Here is an 18,801-nt window from a genome sequence, read left to right as displayed (position 1 = left end):
AATGTGCAGCGCGGCTGCCAGGCGCGGCGGGCCGCTCAGGCCGACTGCTGGCCGGCCCGATGGATGACGCGATGCGTCAGTGGTGAACCTCGCCGCGCTCGAGCGGCAGGATCAGGCGCTCGGGGATGCTGCGTCGCGACGCACGCGCACCGACGTAGTACAGCGCGGCCGGCACGATGAGTCCGAGAATCCACGAGATGTCGGTACCGCCGAGCGCGTCGACGAGCGGCCCCGTGTAGATGTGCGTCGACATGAACGGCAGCTGTACCAGGATGCCGACCACGTAGATCGTGATCGCCATCACGTTCCAGCGGCCGTAGCGGCCATCCGGATCGGACAGTGCCGGCACGTCGTAGCGCGAGCGCGTAAAGCAGTAGTAGTCGACCAGGTTGATCGCGCTCCACGGCGTGAAGAACGCGAGCAGGAACAGGATGAACGCGGTGAATTCCTTCAGGAAAGAATGGCGGCCGGCGAGCGCGATCAGCGTCGACACGCAGATCATCCCGAAGATGTAGACGAGACGGCTGCGCGACGACACCGCGCCCTTGCCGCGGAAACCGCTGACGATCGTCGCCATCGACATGAAGCTGCCGTATGCGTTGAGCGCGGTCACCGTCACCTTGCCGAACGCGATGCTGAAGTACAGCAGCGCGGCGACGGCGCCCGTCGAGCCGAGGCCGACGATGTACGACACCTCATGGTGTGCGAACTGGCTGCCGGCCAGCGCGGCCGCGAACACGCCGAACACCATCGCGGCCTGCGCGCCGATCACCGAGCCGAGGCCGACCGCGAGGAACGTGGCGACCGACGACGTCGAGCGCGGCAGGTAGCGCGAATAGTCGGCGACGTACGGGCCGAACGCGATCTGCCACGATGCGGACAGCGACATCGACAGCAGGAAGCTCGCGAGCGAGAAGTGCTTGTTCGCGAGCAGCGCGCCGACGTCGTGGTTCGCGAACAGCTGCGTGAACATGTAGACGAACGCGGCGATGCCGACCACGCTCGCGATCCGGCCGACGAAGTGGATCGCGCGATAGCCGAACACCGTCAGCACGACGATCACGGCCGCAAACAGCAGGATGCCGGCCGCGTCGTCGACGTGCAGCAATTGCGCGACAGCCTGCCCGGCGAGCACCGAGCCGCTGGCGGAAAAACCGATATACATCAGGCACACGAGCACGATCGGGATCATCGCGCCGTAGACGCCGAACTGCACGCGGCTCGAGATCATCTGCGGCAAGCCGAGCTGCGGCCCTTGCGCGCCGTGCAGCGCCATTACGGCACCGCCGACGAACTGGCCGAGCAGCAGCGCGACCAGCGACCAGAACACGTCGCCGCCGAGCACGACCGCCAGCGCGCCCGTGACGATGGCCGTGATCTGCATGTTCGCCGACAGCCACAGCGTGAACTGGCTCAGCAGGCCGCCGTGGCGCTCGGCGTCGGGAATGAAATCGATCGAGCGTACCTCGATCAGGCCGCCGGCTTTTCCACTGGGATTCGTTGACACGGGAAAATCTCCAAGATACTGAGGATCACAAATGGTTTGGACGAGACAGGAAACGTGCCGAGCCGGCCGTTCGGCTCGTCGGGTGCGGTGCGCCGTGGATCGCCGGCATGCGCCACGCACGCACGGTCTGCACGCTGGCGCGCAACCGGCACGACGTGTGCCGAGATTGCCAGCGGATGATCTTGTATATACAACTTTGGTGATATCGGTGATTACCCGGTGTCCGGAAATTTTCGAAATCGTCTGAGAAAACGGGACACGCCCAACCGTGAAGGCGCCGGGCGTGCGTATGGAAGATGAAAGCTCAGGTGTCGGCGGACGACGCGCTCTGCGATGCGCTCGCGGGACAGTTCGGCCCGCTCGACAGCTTCGCGCGCGAATAGCCGGCGCGTGCGTCCGCTCGTTCATCCGTGCCGGCGACGTGCGTGGGCAGCACGTCGCCCGTTCCGGATCAGGCGAGCCGTTCCGATCCGATGACATGCACGCCCGGCCGCGCGTCGAGGGCCGCGTCGAGCAGCGCGCGTGCAATGCGCGGCGCGGGATTCACGCGCCATTTCGACGGCAGCAGCGGTCCGGCGATGCTCAGCGCAAGCACCAGCATCCGTTCGCCGAACCGGAACTCGTCGCGGTTGCCGCCGATCAGGCCCGGCCGCACGCAGGTGAGCGACGCGAACCCGATGCCCGCGAGCGCACGCTCGACCTCGCCCTTCACGCGGTTGTAGAAGATGCGCGACGCCGGGTCCGCCCCGAGCGCGGAATTCAGCACGTAGGTCGGCGTGCCGGACCGGTGCGCGAGCCGCGCGACCGCGAGCGGATAGTCGTGATCGACGCGGCGGAACGCGGCCTGTGAGCCCGCGGCCCGCATCGTGGTGCCAAGCGTGCAGATCACCGCGTCGGCCTGCCACCAGTCGGCCGCCTCTGGCAGGTGATCGAAGTCGATCGTCAGCGCGCGCATTTTCGGATGCGGCGACAGCGGCCGGCGCGCGAGCACGACGACCTCGTCCACCCGCGCGTCGGCCAGTGCGACTTCGAGGACGTGGCGCCCGACAAGTCCGGTCGCGCCGACGAGCAACAGTTTCATGTTCGTTTGTTCCGTATGAGGCCGGCACCGGCTGTCGCCATGACAGGCCGCCGTGGTCCCACCGGGTGCCGCCGGTGAATCAGCGTGGAATCGACACGATGAACGCTTCGCGCGGGCGGGTCAACGGCAACCCGCAACCGCCCGCTATGCCCCCGTTCCCGCCTGCCGCGACACGCTCGGTGCAACACCGGTCCAACGCTTGTACGCTTGCGAGAACGACGACATGTCGCTGAACCCCAGCTCCTGCGCGATCTCCTTGACCGACAGCCGCCCTTCGGCAATCAGCGTCTGCGCGCGCGTCTTGCGCACCGCATTCGAGATGTCGCGAAAGCTCGCGCCCTCCTCCTGCAGCCGACGCTTCAGCGTGCGCTCGCTCGTGTTCAGCAGCGTCGCGATGTCCTTCAGTTGCGGCGGGCGATCGAACGGCCGCGTGGACAGGTACTCGTTCAGGAACGACACGAAATCGACGCGCGTGCGCCGGCGCGAGATCAGCTCCGCGCACATGCGCTCGCACATCGCGGCGGTCGCGGCGTTGGCCTGCGGCAACGGCCGTTCGAGGTGCGCATGCTCGAACGTGATCGTATTGGCCGGCCGCCCGTACCGGAGCCGCGTGCCGAGTACCTGCCGACCGCCCGGCTCCGCGTCGTACGCGAGATCGAACGTCGCGAGTTCGAACGCGTCGCCGACCGCGTCGTGCAGCACGCGGCAGGTCGCCCCCATCGCGCGCTCGACGAAGAAGCGCTGCAGCGGCGCGGACAGCTCCGGCGCCGCGTCGAATACGATCGCGTCGTGCCGGCCGGCACGACGGTACGTCATCCCGACGAACGTATAGGTCAGCGCCAGATAGCGGCCCGCGAGCGCCACGGCGTCCATGCCGGTTGCGCTGCTCAGCAGCCCGTACCCGAGCAGCCCGTATGCCGAAAGCTGGTACGACAGGCCCACCGTCAGGCCGACGCCGGGTGCGTCGCCGGTCAGCGCAAGCAGGTTCGACGCGACCGTCAGTTCCTGCGCGGCCAGCACCGTGAAGTCCGGATCGGCGAGTTGCTTCAGCGTCAGTTGCGAGCCCTTCAGCAAGGCCGCCGGCGCGATCCCGCGCGCGCGCCCGAACGCGATCATCAGCAGGACGGAAGCCGGGCTGCGGGCAAAATTCCAGACGTTCATCGGACGCCTCGTGACGGGTGTTGGACGTATGTTGGCCTAGATTCTAAAGCGGTTGGCCCGCGCCAGCATGGTCGGCGACCGGTCGCCGAATCATGATGGGAGCCATCGCAACCCGCCCTTTCGGGCAATCGACCGGAGACCGCCGCCATGTCCAGGACCTATGCAGACCAGCCCGCCTGGCGCGCCATGCAGGCCTTCCTGCCGCCCGACTTCCAGTGGACGGCCGAGCGCGAGCCGCACGAAGAATGGTGGCACTGGAACGGTCATCGCCTCCACCTCGACACGTATCGCAATCCCGAGGCCAGGGTGAAGGTGATCCTGTTCCATGGCGTCGGCACCAACGGGCGGCAGATGTCGATGATCGCCGGCGAGCAGCTCGCGCGTCGCGGCTACGAGACGATCGCGGTCGACATGCCCGAATACGGGATGACCGAAGTCGCACGTGGCGCGCTCGTGCGCTACGACGACTGGGTGCGCGCCGGCAGCGACCTGATCGACGCGGAGCGCGCGAAGGACGACCGCCCGGTCGTGCTCTACGGGCTGAGCGCGGGTGGCATGCTGACCTATCATGTGGCCGCGTTGAACGACAGGGTCGATGGCATCGTCGGCATGACGTTCCTCGATCAGCGCCTTCAGCAGGTGCGCGACGAAACCGCGCGCAACCTGTTCATGAGCCGCGTCGGCGGCCCGATGACGCACTTCACCGCGAAGACGCCGCTGCGCGCGATGCGCATCCCGATGTCGCTCGCGAGCAAGATGCACGCGCTCGTCAACCGCGACGACGCGCTGAAGGTATGGCTGTCCGATCGCACGTCGGCCGGCAACGCGATGACGATGGCCTTTCTCGATTCGTACATGTCGTATCGGCCGGCGCTCGAGCCGGAGCATTTCCGCGTCTGCCCTGTCCTGCTCACGCAGCCGGCCGCGGACCGCTGGACACCGAAGCACCTGAGCGAACCGTTCCTCGCGCGCATCCGCAACGTGCCGGTCAAGGTCGCGATGCTCGAGAACGCCGGCCACTATCCGCTCGAACAGCCGGGGCTTGCGCAGATGGTGGAGGCGATCGATGCGTTCTATCGCGACGTGACGGCGCAGCCCGCTCGGGCGCGGGAATTGTCGTGAGCACAACGATCCATGCCTGCTGACGACGCAAACAGAAAGCCCCGTCACCGCGGGGCTTCGTTCGGCCATCGATACCGGCGTGCGCGTCACACGTGCAACGCGTGCCCCAGCGCGCGCAACGCCGCCTCCTGCATCGCTTCGCCGAGTGTCGGATGCGCATGGATCGTGCCGCCGATGTCCTCGAGCCGCGCGCCCATCTCGAGCGACTGCGTGAACGCCGCGGCCAGCTCCGACACACCGCGCCCGACCGCCTGCCAGCCGACGATCAGGTGCGTGTCGCGCCGCGCGACGACGCGCACGAAACCGTCGGTCGCCTGCAGCGTCATCGCGCGTCCGTTCGCCGCGAACGGGAACGATGCGCCGATGCAATCGACGCCGGCCGCCTTCGCGTCATCGGGCGACCAGCCGGACGTGACGACCTCGGGATCGGTGAAGCACACGGCCGGGATCGACGCCGGCGTGAACTTGCGGCGCCGACCCGCGATCAGCTCGGCCACCATCTCGCCCTGCGCCATCGCGCGATGCGCGAGCATCGGCTCGCCGGCGACATCGCCGATCGCCCATACGTTGCGCATCGACGTCCGGCATGCGTCGTCGATCCGCAGCGCGCGGCCGTTGCGATCGAGCGGCAGCGCGTCGAGCCCGAAGCCGTCGACGCGCGGCCGACGGCCGACCGCGACCAACACGCGATCGGCCGGCAGCGTCTTCTCTGCGCCGTCGGGTGCCTGCACGCGCACCGCGCCGTCGCTCGCGAGGCCCAGCACCTGGTGGCCCAGCCACAATCCGACGCCGAGCCGCGCGAGCGAATCGGCCACCGGCTTCGCGAGTTCCGCGTCGTACGCGGGCAGCACGCGCTCCGCCGCTTCGACGATGCTGACGTCGACGCCGAGCTTGCGATAGACGGTCCCGAGTTCGAGCCCGATGTAGCCGGCGCCGACGACAACCAGCCGCTTCGGCAACGATGCGGGCGACAGCGCCTCCGTCGACGACACGACGTGCCCGCCGAACGGCATCGACTGCAACGCGACCGGCTCCGAACCCGTCGCGAGCAGCAGATGTTCGCATGCGATGCGCGTCGTGCCGTCGCCGGCAACGACATCGACCGTCTTGCCGTCGACGACGCACGCGTCGCCATGCAGCACGCGCACGCCGTGCTTCTTCAGCAGCGCGCCGACGCCGCGCGTGAGCCGCTCGACGATGCCGTCCTTCCACGCGACGCTTTTCGCGATGTCGATCTCCGGCGTGCGCACGCGAATCCCCAGCATGCCTTCACCGGCCTGCCCGCACGCCTGCTCGAACGCGTCGGCGACATGAATCAGCGCCTTCGACGGAATGCAGCCGATGTTCAGGCACGTGCCGCCAAGGCGTTCGCGCTCGACGAGCACCGTGGGAATGCCGAGCTGCCCCGCGCGAATCGCCGCGACGTAGCCGCCCGGACCGCCGCCGACCACGAGCAATGTGGTGTGTTCGTTCGGCATCGCGCTCACTCCACGAACAGCAGCGCCGGGCGCTCGAGCACCCCGCGCACGGCCTGGATGAATTCGGCCGCATCCGCACCGTCGACGACGCGATGGTCGAACGACGACGACAGGTTCATCATCTTGCGCGCGACGACCGCACCGTCGCGAATCATCGGCCGCTCGACGATCCGGTTCACGCCGACGATGCCGACCTCGGGATGGTTGATGACCGGCGTCGACACGATTCCGCCGAGCGCGCCGAGGCTCGAGATCGTGATCGTCGAGCCGCTCAGCTCGTCGCGCTGCGCGCGGTTCGCACGCACCGCGTCCGCAAGCCGCGCGATTTCCGCCGAGATCGACCATACGTCGCGCGCTTCCGCATGACGCAGTACCGGCACCGTGAGGCCGCCGTCCGTCTGCGTCGCGACGCCCATGTGCACCGCACCGTATTGCGTCACGACACCGGCTTCGTCGTCGTAGCGTGCGTTGATCTGCGGGAAGTCGCGCAGCGCGATCACCATCGCGCGGATCAGCAGCGGCAGCGGCGTGAGCCGGCCGCGCGCGTCGCCGTGGCGTCGGTTCAGTTCGGCGCGCAGCGATTCGAGCTCGGTGACGTCGATCTCCTCGACATAGCTGAAGTGCGGAATGCGGCGCTTCGCTTCCTGCATCTTGCGCGCGATCGCTCGCCGCAGGCCGATCACCGGCACCTCGGTTTCGTCATTGCGTTCGTCGTAGCCGTGCGCTTGCGATCCACGCACCGCGGCGCCGCCCGTACGTGCATACGCATCGAGGTCTGCGTGCAGGATCCGCCCGGCTTCGCCGGTGCCGCGCACGTAGCGCAGCTCGATGCCCATGTCCCATGCGCGCTGGCGCACCGCCGGCGACGCGAGCGGCCGCTCGCCCGGCGCGAGTGCCGCGCGCGGCGGCACCGCGTGTCCGGTACGACGCGGCTCGGCCGGCGCACGATCAGCGGGTTGACGCGCCGTCTTCGACGCGTCGTGCGCTTCGGCTGCTTCGGTGACTGTCGACGACTTCGCTGGCGCATCGACGGCTACCGGACGTGGCGTCGCCTCCGCTCCGGCATCGCATGCCTTCGCACCTTGTTTCAGGTTGCCATCGCCTTCGACCTCCAGACGAATCAGCTCGCTGCCGACCGCCATCATCTCGCCGATCCGGCCACCGAGTTCGAGCACCTTGCCCGCGACCGGCGACGGAATCTCCACCGCCGCCTTGTCGGTCATCACGTCGGCGAGCGGCTGGTCTTCAGCGATCACCTGCCCGGGCTGCACGTGCCAGGCCACCAGCTCGACCTCGGCAATCCCTTCGCCGATATCCGGCATCTTGATGACATGAATCCCCATCTCAGGCCTCCATCACGCGTCGCAACGCTTCGCCAACCCGGGCCGGGCCGGGGAAATACGCCCATTCCTGCGCGTGCGGGTACGGCGTGTCCCAGCCCGTCGTCCGCTCGATCGGTGCTTCCAGATGGTAGAAGCAGTGCTCCTGGACGAGCGACACCAGTTCCGCGCCGTAGCCGCAGGTGCGCGTCGCTTCATGTACCACGACGCAGCGCCCGGTCTTGCGCACCGACGCGACGATCGTGTCGAGATCGACCGGCCACAGCGTGCGCAAATCGATCACCTCCGCATCGATGCCGGTCTCCTCGGCCGCGGCCAGCGACACGTGGACGGTCGTGCCGTACGTCAGCACCGTCACGTCGTTGCCGGGCCGCACGACGGCGGCCGTATCGAGCGGCACCGTGTAATAGCCTTCCGGCACCACGCTGCCCGGATGCTTGAGCCACGACGTGACCGGACGCTCGTGATGGCCGTCGAACGGCCCGTTGTACAGGCGTTTCGGTTCGAGGAAGATCACCGGATCGTCGTTCTCGATCGATGCGATCAGGAGCCCTTTCGCGTCGTACGGATTCGACGGCATCACCGTGCGCAATCCGCAAACCTGCGTGAACATCGCCTCCGGGCTCTGGCTGTGCGTCTGGCCGCCGTAGATGCCGCCGCCGCACGGCATGCGGATCGTCATCGGCGCGGTGAACTGGCCCGCCGAGCGATAGCGCAGCCGCGCGCCTTCCGACACGATCTGGTCGGACGCCGGATAGAAGTAGTCCGCGAACTGGATCTCGCAGACCGGCCGCAATCCATACGCGCCCATCCCGACCGCCGCACCGACGATCCCGCCTTCCGAGATCGGCGCATCGAATACGCGCGACTTGCCGTACTTGGCCTGCAGCCCTTCGGTGCAGCGGAACACGCCGCCGAAGTAGCCGACGTCCTGGCCGAACACGACCACGTCGCCATCGCGCTCGAGCATCACGTCCATCGCGGAGCGCAGCGCCTGGATCATCGACATCGGCTGCGCCGATGCCGTCGTCGTTTCATGTTGCGCCATGATCACGCTCCCAGTTCCTGGCGCTGACGGCGCAGGTGCGCGGGCAGCTCCTTGTACACGTCGTCGAACATCGACGCCGGCGACGGAATCCGGTCGTCGGCCAGCGTCCCGAACGTCTCCGCTTCCTTCTGCGCGGCGATCACCTCGGCTTCCAGTTCGGCCGCGAGCGCGTCGTGCGCGCTGTCCGACCAGATGCCTTTCGCGATCAGGTGCTGCTTGAAGCGGGCGATCGGATCGCCGAGCGGGAAATGGGCCCAGTCGTCGGCCGGCCGGTACTTCGTCGGATCGTCCGACGTCGAGTGCGCACCGGCACGGTAGGTGACCCACTCGATCAGCGTCGGACCGAGATTGCGACGCGCGCGTTCGGCCGCCCAGGTCGATGCCGCGTAGATCGCGAGGAAGTCGTTGCCGTCGACGCGCAGCGAAGCGATGCCGCAGCCGACGCCGCGCCCGGCGAACGTCGTCCCCTCGCCGCCCGCAATCGCCTGGAACGTCGAGATCGCCCACTGGTTGTTGACGACGTTCAGCACGACCGGCGCGCGATACACGTGCGCGAACGTCAGCGCGGTATGGAAGTCGGCTTCCGCGGTTGCGCCGTCGCCGATCCATGCGGACGAGATCTTCGTGTCGCCCTTGATCGCCGAGGCCATCGCCCAGCCGACCGCCTGGATGAACTGCGTCGCGAGATTGCCGGAAATCGAGAAGAAGCCGGCTTCGCGGTCCGAGTACATCACCGGGAGCTGACGCCCCTTCAGCGGATCGCCTTCGTTCGACATCAGCTGGCAGATCATCCGGTCGAGCGGCACGTCGCGCGCGATCAGGATGCTCTGCTGGCGGTAGGTCGGGAAGCACATGTCGCCGTGGCGCAGCGCCATCGCATGCGCGGCGCCGATCGCCTCTTCGCCGAGGCTCACCATGTAGAAGGAGATTTTCTTCTGACGCTGCGCGATCATCATGCGCGCGTCGAAGATGCGGGTCTTCAGCATCGCGCGCATCCCGGCGATCAGACGCGCATCGTCGAGGTCCGGTGCCCACGGGCCGAGGGCCTGGCCGTGGTCGTCGAGCACGCGCACGAGGCTGCGGGCGAGATGGGCGGTGTCCGCCGGCGCGACGTCGATCGGCGGTCGGCGAACCGCGCCGGCCGGCGATAGATGCAGATAGGAAAAATCCGTCTTGCAGCCCGGACGCCCGGTGGGCTCCGGCACATGCAGACGCAATGGCTCTGACAGGCTCATCGTGTTGTCTCCACGCTCGATTGTGTCTCACGCTGTTGGAAACGCGCGGCCGGTTGCCGGCTCGCGCGCGGGCTGGCGCACGGATAAGCACGCCAACCTTGGGAATGTATGCCTCGCGACGCGCGACGTCGATGACCAAGCCGCTCGATTACGGTGAGCAGATTTGCCATGGCGGGTATCGGCGGGCGATCGGTGTTGCCGGCGTCGCGGATGAAGCACGCGCGTGCTGCGATGCATCAACGACCGGTGCGGCGCGTATCGAGGCCGGTCGGAACCGGTACGGCCGATCATGCCGGAGGGTGCGAAGCAAAAGACCCCGCGAAATCCTGGATCTCGGCGGGGTCTTGGTGGGGCCCGGGCGTTTCCGCACCCGTGTGCCGGGTCGTTCCGGCACGATGCGTTACGCGTCGGGGCGCGCGATGTCGAAGCGGCTGTCCGGCTTGACGTGCACATAGGCCGACGGGCCGCCCGCGCGAAGAATGATGCCCGCGCCGAACGTGTCGAAGATGCCGTCCTTCAGCAGGTCGTGGCGAATATGCACGGCGACGACCTCGCCCAGCACCAGCGTGGCCGGCGTCTCGACGCCGTGGTGATCGCGCAACCGGATCACGTCGGTCACCTTGCATTCGAAGTTGACGCCGCTTTCCGCGACGCGCGGCACGTTGACGAGACGCGACGCAATCGCGGTCAGGCCGCCGAGTTCGAATTCGTCGACGTCGTACGGCACGGCGGCACAGGTCTGATTCATTCTCTCGGCAAGGTCGCGCGTCGCGAGGTTCCATACGAACTCGCCCGTCTCCTGCGCATTGCGCAGGCTGTCCTTCGCGGCCGTGCTCGAAAAGCCGATAATCGGCGGGCGATAGTTGAATGCGTTGAAGAAGCTGTACGGCGCGAGATTGAGCGTGCCGTCGCTGCCGCGGGAAGAGATCCAGCCGATCGGGCGCGGGCCCACGATCGCATTCAACGGATCGTGCGGCAGGCCGTGGCCTTGCGAGGGTTCGTAATAGTGGTAGGTCGGGTGCGTCATGGCGGGTGGTCCTGCGACTGGCAAATTGCGTTGAAAGCAATCGGCGCAGGCGTGTGCCGGTGGAGCACACGCGTGCGGCGCGACGTCCTTTGCCAAGTATCACATGGCCTCACATTCGTCGCAGTGAAGCGCGCCACGGGCCGTGTTGCAACGCCGGCGCACGCGGCATGCCGAATCAAAAATCTGCGAGTGCATCGCTTCTCGCGCGTCTCGCCGAGGCCCCGGCGCCAGGAATCGCGGCAAAAGGAGAAAGCCCCGCGATCCTTCACGCTGTCGCGTGCGGGCCGCCGGGGAAGCCGATGAGGTAGCCGGCGAACAGCAGCAACGTCAGAAATGATGCAGTAGCGCGACACGCACGACGTACTGGTTCGGGCTCGACGAGATGTCGGCAGCGCCCGGAACGTACGCGTAGTCGAAGTCGGTTCCGGTGTGCGCATTCATCGCATGCTGATAGACCCCTTCCACGAATACCGACGTGCGTTTCGACATGTCGTAATTCAACTTGGTGCTCAACTGATGCCACTTCGGATTGAACGCGCCGACCGTCGAAGCGACACGGGCCTGCGTGTATGTGTAAGCCGCGCCGAGGTACAACGCGGAAGTGAAGTGATACAGCCCGTTCACCTCGAAGTTATCGAATTTCCACGCGTTCCATGCGCCGCCCGCCGGCTGCGTCGTACCGGTGAAATACGCATTCGACGTCGGATCGTACACATCGACGTGCGAGTACGTGAATCCGACGAGCGCATTCGAAAACGCGTAGTTCACGCCAATGCCGATGTTCTGCTGAGACGACGCGTCGAACGTGTTGTCGCCGGTGATCGCGCCTGTCGTATCGGCATTGCGTGCATTGTTGATCTTCAAATACGACGCGCCGACCGTCAGCCCTCCCTGCTGATACTGCAGCGCGGCGCCATACAGACGATTGTTCGCAAAGCCGCCCGCCTGGTTGCTGAATCCGTACATCGCTTCCGCGGTAATTCCGTGCCATACAGGCGACACGTATTTCACCGAGTTGTTCACCCGGAACGAGTAATCGGTGTTGTCGTTGTCATACGGATGCGCGAACAGATAGCCGGTCCAGTTTCCGTTCGCGGTGAGCGGCGAAAAAATGTCGACGCTCGGATCGTATTGGCGGCCGAGCGTCACGGTACCGTAACGGTCCGACGCGATGCCGACGAAAGCCTGGCGGCCGAATTCCCGGCCACCCTGGCTCATTTTTCCGTTGTTGACGTCGAAGCCGCTCTCCAGCGTGAAAATGGCCTGATAACCTCCGCCGAGATCCTCCGTACCCTTGATGCCCCAGCGGCTGCCGTAATCGTAGCCGCTTTGCAGTTGCACGGTTCCGTGGCCGCGTGCGTTGCTCGTGTAGTTGATCCCGTCCTCGATCTTGCCATACAGCGTCACGCTGCTTTGTGCATGCGCGGCGGCTGCAAGCAACGCGGCGGGCGCAATGATCCCCCAACGCTTGTTCATGTGATTTACCCCCAGGTCGTTCGTTTGCCGGTCGCAATGCTTGCGCGCTGCGAATGCGTGCCGCGTCGATGTTCCCCCGCGATGCGACGGGCGCAGTGTAATGAGCCGTTTTTCTACTGTTAGTGGCCGGCAGCGGAAAGGTGCTCTCCAGAATGGAGACTATTTTTCGGTATGGAAAGCGGCTAGCAAGGTGTTGAAGATCACTTTATTTTGGCGAGAAGTGCGGTGCGGCAAACGAATTCAAATGCTTGGCCTTCGAGTGGACGACGAAGCTTTTTCACCGAACGTTGCGTGCTCTCGAATGCAGGCTTGACCAGATCTTTGGCGCGAGCCAGTTGTACAGGTACGGACGCAAATGTAGGTGGAAACTGCGGGATTCCGACGATCGACATGCTTTAGTACAGCAAATCACCTGTGCCTTTCCTGTACCGATACAAACCGGCTATCATGGATATAACGTAATCAAGGAGGAAAAGAGCATGGCGACTTACAAGGAACTCAAAGCACAGATGGAAGCGCTAGCAGAGAAAGCTGAAGCTGCTCGCTTGGCAGAATTTCAAGCCGTCATCGAGGACATCCGCATCAAGGTCGCGGAATACGGCATTACCGAGAAGGACATATTCGGCCCGCGGCGCCGCGGAACCGCAGCGCCGGCAAAGGCCCCGACGGAGGCCAGATATCGCGATCCAAAGACCGGCGCGACATGGTCTGGTCGCGGTCGCGCTCCGGCATGGATCAAGGATGCGAAGAATCGCAATCGGTTCTTGATCGGCGAGTAAGTCTCGTTGGCCGCGACATGAATCAGGCGTATAGGCGCGAGTTCTGCTCGCGCCTATACGGCAAGTGTCGTGATCAGTTGTGAAACTAACGTAATGTTAGCCGCCATCACCTGTTGGACAAGGGATTCCAATTGCCGATTGCAATGTTCACGCAGCAATCGGATTGGTCGTACTCACCGAAACACGACGCACTTTGGCTGCCAGCCAAGTTGGCAGCATGCATCTAGACGAATAGCGGGAGTCGCGCGTTACCCGCATAGGGGGCCACCGGGTAAGGATCCAAAATTTGGCGGCTCGATCGCACATTGCGGTTATGCCTGCCGGCCGCCAGATCTACGTTCGCGGGCACGCCGGCATGTTAGATGGCTCTCCCCTGCGTCGGACCGCGCGTCGCCCAAAACGGCTCCACACTACGCCTGCGTGCCAATTGCCAATTAGACTAAACAGCGTGCGTTACTTTGAGCGCGACAAACAGCGCTTCATCGACGGCGATCTACCATGCGACAAAATTTGTTTTAAGCCTGCACAACGCGCCGCTTAAAGAGCGTCCACCGCATCCAAGCCCGAAAAGCGGCTTTCGCCGCGCGCCTCGAAAAACGCGCGCACTTGCCGCAGAATCGCGGCCATCTCACCACCTCCCACGCCGCCACGATCGGCAATCCCGCTACGGAAGCACTCTGCAGCTGCACCCAAGGATTCGCTAGGTGCCCGCCCGGTAATTCCCGCCTCGCCGGCCAACTCCCCCGCCACGCCGACCAGCGCGAACCGCCTATACACGCGCACCACCTGACCGTCAGCACTGGAGCCGCCACCGCTTGCCCCCGCCAGGGGCAACTTCAGAGCAGAATCTGAGATAGTGGTGCAGCGCCCCCCAACGTTGTCCGAACTTGCCTCCGGCTGTCCATGGACGAACCAGGAATAAAAAACCCGCGAAGCCTTGTGCTATCGCGGGTTTCAGGATTTCAGCAGAATTCGTTGGAACAGTTTCTGGTGCCGGGGACCGGACTCGAACCGGCAAGCCAATGAAGGCGGCGGATTTTCGTCACACTGCTTCTTTCAAAGCCGGCGTCGTCGAAACGACGCCGTTCGTGCGCTGGACTATGCCTTCGCCGTCGCGCGCGGGCGTGATCGCCACCCGTGTGCCTTAGGCGCCCCCCGTCTAGTCTCTACACCTTCCTCGCGGCGCTGTACCCGCGAGGCTTGGCTCGGCGTTGCCTCGATGCGCATGCGCACATCAGGGGTTTCGCCGAATTTGAAGGGTTCTGCACCGACCGTTTCCGGCCGGGCACTCAATCGTTTAAGTCCGCTATGTTTACCAATTTCATCACCCCGGCAAAAGGGCGGACGCGATTCTACCATTGCTTGCACATGCGTTCGCTGATTCACGCGCAATACATCGCGACGCAGCATGTTTGCCTGCTCCGTCTTCGCGCGGCTTCACATGCGCAACCGACATCGCGCAACACCGTCATCGATTTCGTCCCGCGCCGCAGCATCCACCGATACAATCGACTCCGCCCCGCTCGCCAGGCGTCAAACGTCTGATGTTTGTATCGTGCTTTTTGCGAAACCGACATCTCGCGCGTCATCGCGAAGTCACAAACGTTTTCGATAATTTCCCCGCCGAAAACGTTTACATCGCGTAACTTCATGACCCCGACCATCAAGGACGTCGCCGCGCTCGCCGGCTTCTCGATCGCCACCGTCTCCCGCGCGATCAACGCGCCACATACCGTCAGCCCCGCCACGCTGGCGACGATCCGCACCGCCATCGACACGCTGCAGTTCCGCCCGAGCCCGCTCGGCCGGCAGTTGCGCGGCGAGCGCACGCGCCTCGTCGGCGTGATCGTGCCGACACTGTCGAACCCGGTGTTCGCCGACTGCCTGCAGGGCATCGACGAACTCGCGACCGCGGCCGGCTTCAAGCTGATCCTGATGACGACCGAATACGACGCGGCGCGCGAGCGCCACGCGATCGAGACGCTGCGCGAGCAGCGCGTCGAAGGACTGACCCTGACCGTCGCCGATGCGGACACGCATCCGCTGCTCGACATGCTCGACCACGACGGTCCGCACTACGTGCTGATGCACAACGACACGCAACGCCGCCCATCGGTGTCGGTCGACAACCGCCGCGCCGCCTACGACGGCGTCCGTCTGCTGACCGCGCGCGGCCATCGCCGCGTGCTGATGCTGGCCGGCTCGCTCGCCGCATCGGATCGCGCACGCCAGCGTCACCTCGGCTACGCGCAGGCGCTCGAGGAAGCCGGTGTCGCGACGCTGCCGCCGGTCGAAGTCGACTTCAACGCGGCCGAGCTGCCCGATGCGGTGCTCGCGCACCTCACCGCGCAAGCCACGCGCCCGACCGCCCTCTTCTGCAGCAACGACCTGCTCGCGATGGTCGTGATGCGCGGCCTGCGCCGCGCAGGCTTCTCGATTCCGGACGACCTGTCGGTGCTCGGCTTCGACGGCATCGCGATCGGCGAGCTGCTCGCGCCGCCGCTCGCGAGCGTCGCAACGCCGAACCAGGACATCGGCCGCCATGCGTGGCGGCGCCTCGTCGAATGCATCGGCGGCGCGACGATCGAGCGCACGTCGCTGATCCTGCCGCACACGGTGCGCGACGGCGCGACGGTCGCGCCGCCGGCTGCCGACCTGCAGTTGCGCCACGCCTGAAGTTGCGCCACGCCTGAACGAACGCGCCGCGCGTGTCGTGCGCGGTGCGACGAAATACCCATACCCCGCCCGGAGACCCACCGTGTCCTTTCGCCTGACCTCGCTGCTGCGCGTGCTCGCCGCGCCCGTCGCCTGCGCCACGCTCGTCGCGCTCGCACCCGTCGCCCACGCCGACGAAACCGCGATCTGCTACAACTGCCCGCCCGAATGGGCCGACTGGGCCGCGCAGATCGCGGCGATCAAGCAGAAGACCGGCATTCGCGTGCCGTTCGACAACAAGAACTCGGGCCAGGCGATCGCGCAGCTGATCGCCGAGCAGAAGAGCCCGGTCGCGGACGTCGTCTATCTCGGCGTGTCGTCCGCATTCCAGGCGAAGGACAAGGGCGTGATCGCGCCGTACAAGCCCGCGCACTGGAACGACATCCCCGCGAACCTGAAGGACCCGCAAGGCTACTGGTTCGCGATCCACTCGGGCACGCTCGGCTTCTTCGTGAACAAGGACGCGCTCGACGGCAAGCCGGTGCCGCGCTCGTGGTCCGACCTGCTGAAGCCCGAATACAAGGGCATGGTCGGCTACCTCGATCCGTCGAGCGCGTTCGTCGGCTACGCGGGCGCGGTGGCGGTCAACCAGGCGCTCGGCGGCAGCCTCGACAACTTCAAGCCGGCACTCGACTGGTTCCGCAAGTTGAAGGCAAACGCACCGATCGTGCCGAAGCAGACCGCGTACGCGCGCGTGCTGTCCGGCGAGATTCCGATCCTGCTCGACTACGACTTCGACGCGTATCGCGCGAAGTACAAGGATCACGCGAACGTCGAGTTCGTGATTCCGAAGGAAGGCACGATCGCGGTGCCCTACGTGATGAGCCTCGTGAAGGGCGCGCCGCACGACGCGAACGGCAGGAAGGTGCTCGACTTCGTGCTGTCCGACGAAGGCCAGAAGCTGTGGGCCAACGCGTACCTGCGTCCGGTGCGCGCACAGACGCTCGGTGCCGACGTCGCCGCGAAGTTCCTGCCGGCGAGCGAATACGCGCGGGCGAAGCCGGTCGACTTCGGCAAGATGGCGGCCGGCCAGCAAGCGTTCGGCCTGCAATACCTGCAGGTGATGCAGTAAGCAGCCGGAACCACGCCATGCTCGACCTGACTTTCCCGCTACGCTGGCGCATCGCGCTCGTCGCGCCGGCGCTCGCGGTGTTCGCCGCGTTCTGGCTGCTGCCGATGGCGGCACTCGTACAGGTGTCCGCCGACGGCGCGTTCTTCGCGCAATACGCGGCGCTGCTCGGCAATGCACGCTACATGAAGAGCCTCGGCGAGACGGTGGCGCTGTCGGCCGGCGTCACGCTCGCGACGCTCGCGCTGTCGATGATCTCGGGGCTGCTGCTCGCGCGCCGCGAGTTCCCGGGCAAGCGCGTGCTGCTCGCGCTGCTCACGTTTCCGCTCGCGTTCCCGGGCGTCGTGGTCGGGTTCATGGTGATCATGCTTGCCGGGCGGCAGGGGCTGATCGGAATGCTGTCCGCGAAGCTGACCGGCGACAAGTGGGTGTTCGCGTATTCGGTTGCCGGGCTGTTCGTCGGCTACCTGTATTTCTCGATTCCGCGCGTGATCGTCACCGTGATTGCCGCTGCGTCAAAGCTCGACGCGTCGCTCGAGGAAGCCGCGCGCTCGCTCGGCGCGTCGCCGTGGCGCATCTTCGTCGACATCGTGCTGCCGGCGCTCGCGCCGGGCCTGATCGCGGCCGGCGCAATCTGCTTCGCGACCGCGATGGGCGCGTTCGGCACCGCATTTACGCTCGCCACCGACCTGAACGTGCTGCCGATGACGATCTACACCGAATTCACGCTGAACGCGAACATCGCGACAGCCGCCGGCCTGTCGATCGTGCTCGGCATCGTCACGTGGGCCGTGCTCGCGCTCGCACGCCGGTTCACCGGCCACACCGCCGCCGCCGCGGCCTGAGGATTCCGTCATGCAATCGCTTTCCGGTTCGTCCGCGCCGTCGCCAGCGCCCGCTGCGTCGCACGCGAACGGCGCCGCACGACGCGCGCCGCGCGTGTCCGGCGCGCGCGCGATCGCCGCGCTGCAATGGGGCGTCACGCTGCTGTTGTGCGCGTTCCTGATCGCGCCCGTCGTGATGTCGGTGCTCGCAGGCCTCACCGTCAACTATTTCCGCGGGCTGTCGAGCGGCCTCACGCTGCGCTGGCTCGAACAGGTGTGGCAGCAATACCAGGGCTCGGTCGCGCTGTCGCTCGGCGTCGCATTCGCGACGCTCGCGATCGTGCTCGCCGTCGGCGTGCCGGCCGGCTATGCGCTCGCGCGCAGCCAGAGCCGCGTCGCCCGCGTGATCGAGGAAGCGCTCGTGCTGCCGGTCGCGCTGCCGGGCCTCGCGTCGGCGCTCGCGCTGCTGGTCGTGTACGGCGGCTTCACCGCGTTCCGGATGAGCCTGTGGTTCATCGTCGTCGGCCACGTCGTGTTCACGCTGCCGTTCATGGTGCGCGCGGTCGCGGCCGTCGCGGCCGGTGCCGACCTGCGCACGCTCGAGGAAGGCGCGGCGAGCCTCGGCGCATCGTTCGTCACGCGCTTCGTGACGATCGTGCTGCCGAACCTGCGCCCCGGCATCGTCGCGGGTGCGCTCGCGGTGCTCACGCTGTCGATCGGCGAATTCAACCTGACATGGATGCTGCATACGCCCGACACCAAGACGCTGCCCGTCGGGCTCGCCGACACCTACGCATCGCTGCGTCTCGAAGTCGGCAGCGCCTACACGATCGTGTTCCTGCTGATGACGCTGCCGCTGCTCGTCGCGATGCAGTGGCTCGGCGTCGATCCGTCCGGTACGCGCGCACTGAAGCGCCGGCCGCGCTGAACCTACCGCTC

16 protein-coding genes are annotated in these 18,801 nt (G+C 66.2%); 6 read left to right on the top strand and 10 right to left on the bottom strand.

The features are described 5' to 3' along the window. Window positions 1–76: 76 nt before the first annotated feature. The 4 genes from AC1Z3W_RS24595 to AC1Z3W_RS24580 all read right to left on the bottom strand — a co-directional run bounded on the left by AC1Z3W_RS24595 (window position 77) and on the right by AC1Z3W_RS24580 (window position 3,749). Window positions 77–1,507, bottom strand: a complete 1,431-nt coding sequence (locus AC1Z3W_RS24595; protein ID WP_057927863.1) for a purine-cytosine permease family protein — start codon at window positions 1,505–1,507, stop codon at window positions 77–79. A gap of 304 nt (window positions 1,508–1,811) precedes the next feature. Beyond that, window positions 1,812–1,943 carry a hypothetical protein gene (locus tag AC1Z3W_RS24590; RefSeq protein WP_282434884.1) on the bottom strand — a complete coding sequence of 44 codons (132 nt, stop codon included), beginning with the start codon at window positions 1,941–1,943 and terminating at the stop codon, window positions 1,812–1,814. 15 nt (window positions 1,944–1,958) lie between these two features. After that, window positions 1,959–2,588 (bottom strand): NAD(P)H-binding protein, encoded by a 630-nt coding sequence (locus tag AC1Z3W_RS24585; protein WP_057927862.1) that lies wholly within the window; start codon window positions 2,586–2,588, stop codon window positions 1,959–1,961. Window positions 2,589–2,732: 144 nt separating this feature from the next. Beyond that, window positions 2,733–3,749, bottom strand: coding sequence for an AraC family transcriptional regulator (locus AC1Z3W_RS24580; protein WP_124833285.1), 1,017 nt, complete (start codon window positions 3,747–3,749; stop codon window positions 2,733–2,735). A gap of 147 nt (window positions 3,750–3,896) precedes the next feature. On the opposite strand from AC1Z3W_RS24580, the gene AC1Z3W_RS24575 reads away from it, so the two are divergent. Further along, window positions 3,897–4,871 (top strand): alpha/beta fold hydrolase, encoded by a 975-nt coding sequence (locus AC1Z3W_RS24575; protein WP_175826041.1) that lies wholly within the window; start codon window positions 3,897–3,899, stop codon window positions 4,869–4,871. A gap of 86 nt (window positions 4,872–4,957) precedes the next feature. Here the strand turns inward: AC1Z3W_RS24575 and lpdA are convergent, their stop codons facing one another. The 6 genes from lpdA to AC1Z3W_RS24545 all read right to left on the bottom strand — a co-directional run bounded on the left by lpdA (window position 4,958) and on the right by AC1Z3W_RS24545 (window position 12,475). Then, window positions 4,958–6,349, bottom strand: coding sequence for a dihydrolipoyl dehydrogenase (gene lpdA, locus AC1Z3W_RS24570; protein WP_483508604.1), 1,392 nt, complete (start codon window positions 6,347–6,349; stop codon window positions 4,958–4,960). 5 nt (window positions 6,350–6,354) lie between these two features. Further along, window positions 6,355–7,692 carry a dihydrolipoamide acetyltransferase family protein gene (locus AC1Z3W_RS24565; protein ID WP_483508603.1) on the bottom strand — a complete coding sequence of 446 codons (1,338 nt, stop codon included), beginning with the start codon at window positions 7,690–7,692 and terminating at the stop codon, window positions 6,355–6,357. A gap of 1 nt (window position 7,693) precedes the next feature. Beyond that, window positions 7,694–8,737, bottom strand: a complete 1,044-nt coding sequence (locus AC1Z3W_RS24560; protein ID WP_057927858.1) for an alpha-ketoacid dehydrogenase subunit beta — start codon at window positions 8,735–8,737, stop codon at window positions 7,694–7,696. Between the two features lie 2 nt (window positions 8,738–8,739). Continuing rightward, window positions 8,740–9,972: a 3-methyl-2-oxobutanoate dehydrogenase (2-methylpropanoyl-transferring) subunit alpha gene (locus tag AC1Z3W_RS24555; protein WP_057927857.1), complete on the bottom strand. Its 1,233-nt coding sequence runs from the start codon at window positions 9,970–9,972 to the stop codon at window positions 8,740–8,742. A gap of 400 nt (window positions 9,973–10,372) precedes the next feature. Next, window positions 10,373–10,999: a flavin reductase family protein gene (locus tag AC1Z3W_RS24550; RefSeq protein WP_483508602.1), complete on the bottom strand. Its 627-nt coding sequence runs from the start codon at window positions 10,997–10,999 to the stop codon at window positions 10,373–10,375. Between the two features lie 327 nt (window positions 11,000–11,326). After that, entirely contained in the window at window positions 11,327–12,475 is a 1,149-nt protein-coding gene (locus tag AC1Z3W_RS24545) for a porin (RefSeq protein ID WP_057927855.1), read from the bottom strand. 479 nt (window positions 12,476–12,954) lie between these two features. On the opposite strand from AC1Z3W_RS24545, the gene AC1Z3W_RS24540 reads away from it, so the two are divergent. The 5 genes from AC1Z3W_RS24540 (at window position 12,955) to AC1Z3W_RS24520 (ending at window position 18,790) form a co-directional block, all read left to right on the top strand. Further along, window positions 12,955–13,254: an H-NS histone family protein gene (locus AC1Z3W_RS24540; protein ID WP_057927921.1), complete on the top strand. Its 300-nt coding sequence runs from the start codon at window positions 12,955–12,957 to the stop codon at window positions 13,252–13,254. Between the two features lie 1,650 nt (window positions 13,255–14,904). Further along, window positions 14,905–15,930, top strand: a complete 1,026-nt coding sequence (locus tag AC1Z3W_RS24535; RefSeq protein ID WP_483508600.1) for a LacI family DNA-binding transcriptional regulator — start codon at window positions 14,905–14,907, stop codon at window positions 15,928–15,930. 82 nt (window positions 15,931–16,012) lie between these two features. Then, window positions 16,013–17,041 (top strand): ABC transporter substrate-binding protein, encoded by a 1,029-nt coding sequence (locus AC1Z3W_RS24530; protein ID WP_483508599.1) that lies wholly within the window; start codon window positions 16,013–16,015, stop codon window positions 17,039–17,041. 17 nt (window positions 17,042–17,058) lie between these two features. Then, window positions 17,059–17,883, top strand: coding sequence for an ABC transporter permease (locus AC1Z3W_RS24525; RefSeq protein WP_483508598.1), 825 nt, complete (start codon window positions 17,059–17,061; stop codon window positions 17,881–17,883). 10 nt (window positions 17,884–17,893) lie between these two features. Then, complete coding sequence (locus AC1Z3W_RS24520; RefSeq protein ID WP_124833366.1) at window positions 17,894–18,790, top strand: ABC transporter permease; 897 nt, start codon at window positions 17,894–17,896, stop codon at window positions 18,788–18,790. Window positions 18,791–18,801 lie beyond the last annotated feature (11 nt).

The organism is Burkholderia sp. 10_S31, assembly GCF_056930375.1.
This window is presented reverse-complemented; position numbering and strand designations above follow the sequence as displayed.

Bases quoted from the DNA above. Each gene is read 5' to 3' on its own strand.
- AC1Z3W_RS24585 (WP_057927862.1), bottom strand. From the start codon at position 2,588: ATGAAACTGTTGCTCGTCGGCGCGACCGGACTTGTCGGGCGCCACGTC.
- AC1Z3W_RS24580 (WP_124833285.1), bottom strand. From the start codon at position 3,749: ATGAACGTCTGGAATTTTGCCCGCAGCCCGGCTTCCGTCCTGCTGATG.
- AC1Z3W_RS24575 (WP_175826041.1), top strand. From the start codon at position 3,897: ATGTCCAGGACCTATGCAGACCAGCCCGCCTGGCGCGCCATGCAGGCC.
- lpdA (WP_483508604.1), bottom strand. From the start codon at position 6,349: ATGCCGAACGAACACACCACATTGCTCGTGGTCGGCGGCGGTCCGGGC.
- AC1Z3W_RS24565 (WP_483508603.1), bottom strand. From the start codon at position 7,692: ATGGGGATTCATGTCATCAAGATGCCGGATATCGGCGAAGGGATTGCC.
- AC1Z3W_RS24560 (WP_057927858.1), bottom strand. From the start codon at position 8,737: ATGGCGCAACATGAAACGACGACGGCATCGGCGCAGCCGATGTCGATG.
- AC1Z3W_RS24555 (WP_057927857.1), bottom strand. From the start codon at position 9,972: ATGAGCCTGTCAGAGCCATTGCGTCTGCATGTGCCGGAGCCCACCGGG.
- AC1Z3W_RS24550 (WP_483508602.1), bottom strand. From the start codon at position 10,999: ATGACGCACCCGACCTACCACTATTACGAACCCTCGCAAGGCCACGGC.
- AC1Z3W_RS24545 (WP_057927855.1), bottom strand. From the start codon at position 12,475: ATGAACAAGCGTTGGGGGATCATTGCGCCCGCCGCGTTGCTTGCAGCC.
- AC1Z3W_RS24540 (WP_057927921.1), top strand. From the start codon at position 12,955: ATGGCGACTTACAAGGAACTCAAAGCACAGATGGAAGCGCTAGCAGAG.
- AC1Z3W_RS24535 (WP_483508600.1), top strand. From the start codon at position 14,905: ATGACCCCGACCATCAAGGACGTCGCCGCGCTCGCCGGCTTCTCGATC.
- AC1Z3W_RS24525 (WP_483508598.1), top strand. From the start codon at position 17,059: ATGCTCGACCTGACTTTCCCGCTACGCTGGCGCATCGCGCTCGTCGCG.
- AC1Z3W_RS24520 (WP_124833366.1), top strand. From the start codon at position 17,894: ATGCAATCGCTTTCCGGTTCGTCCGCGCCGTCGCCAGCGCCCGCTGCG.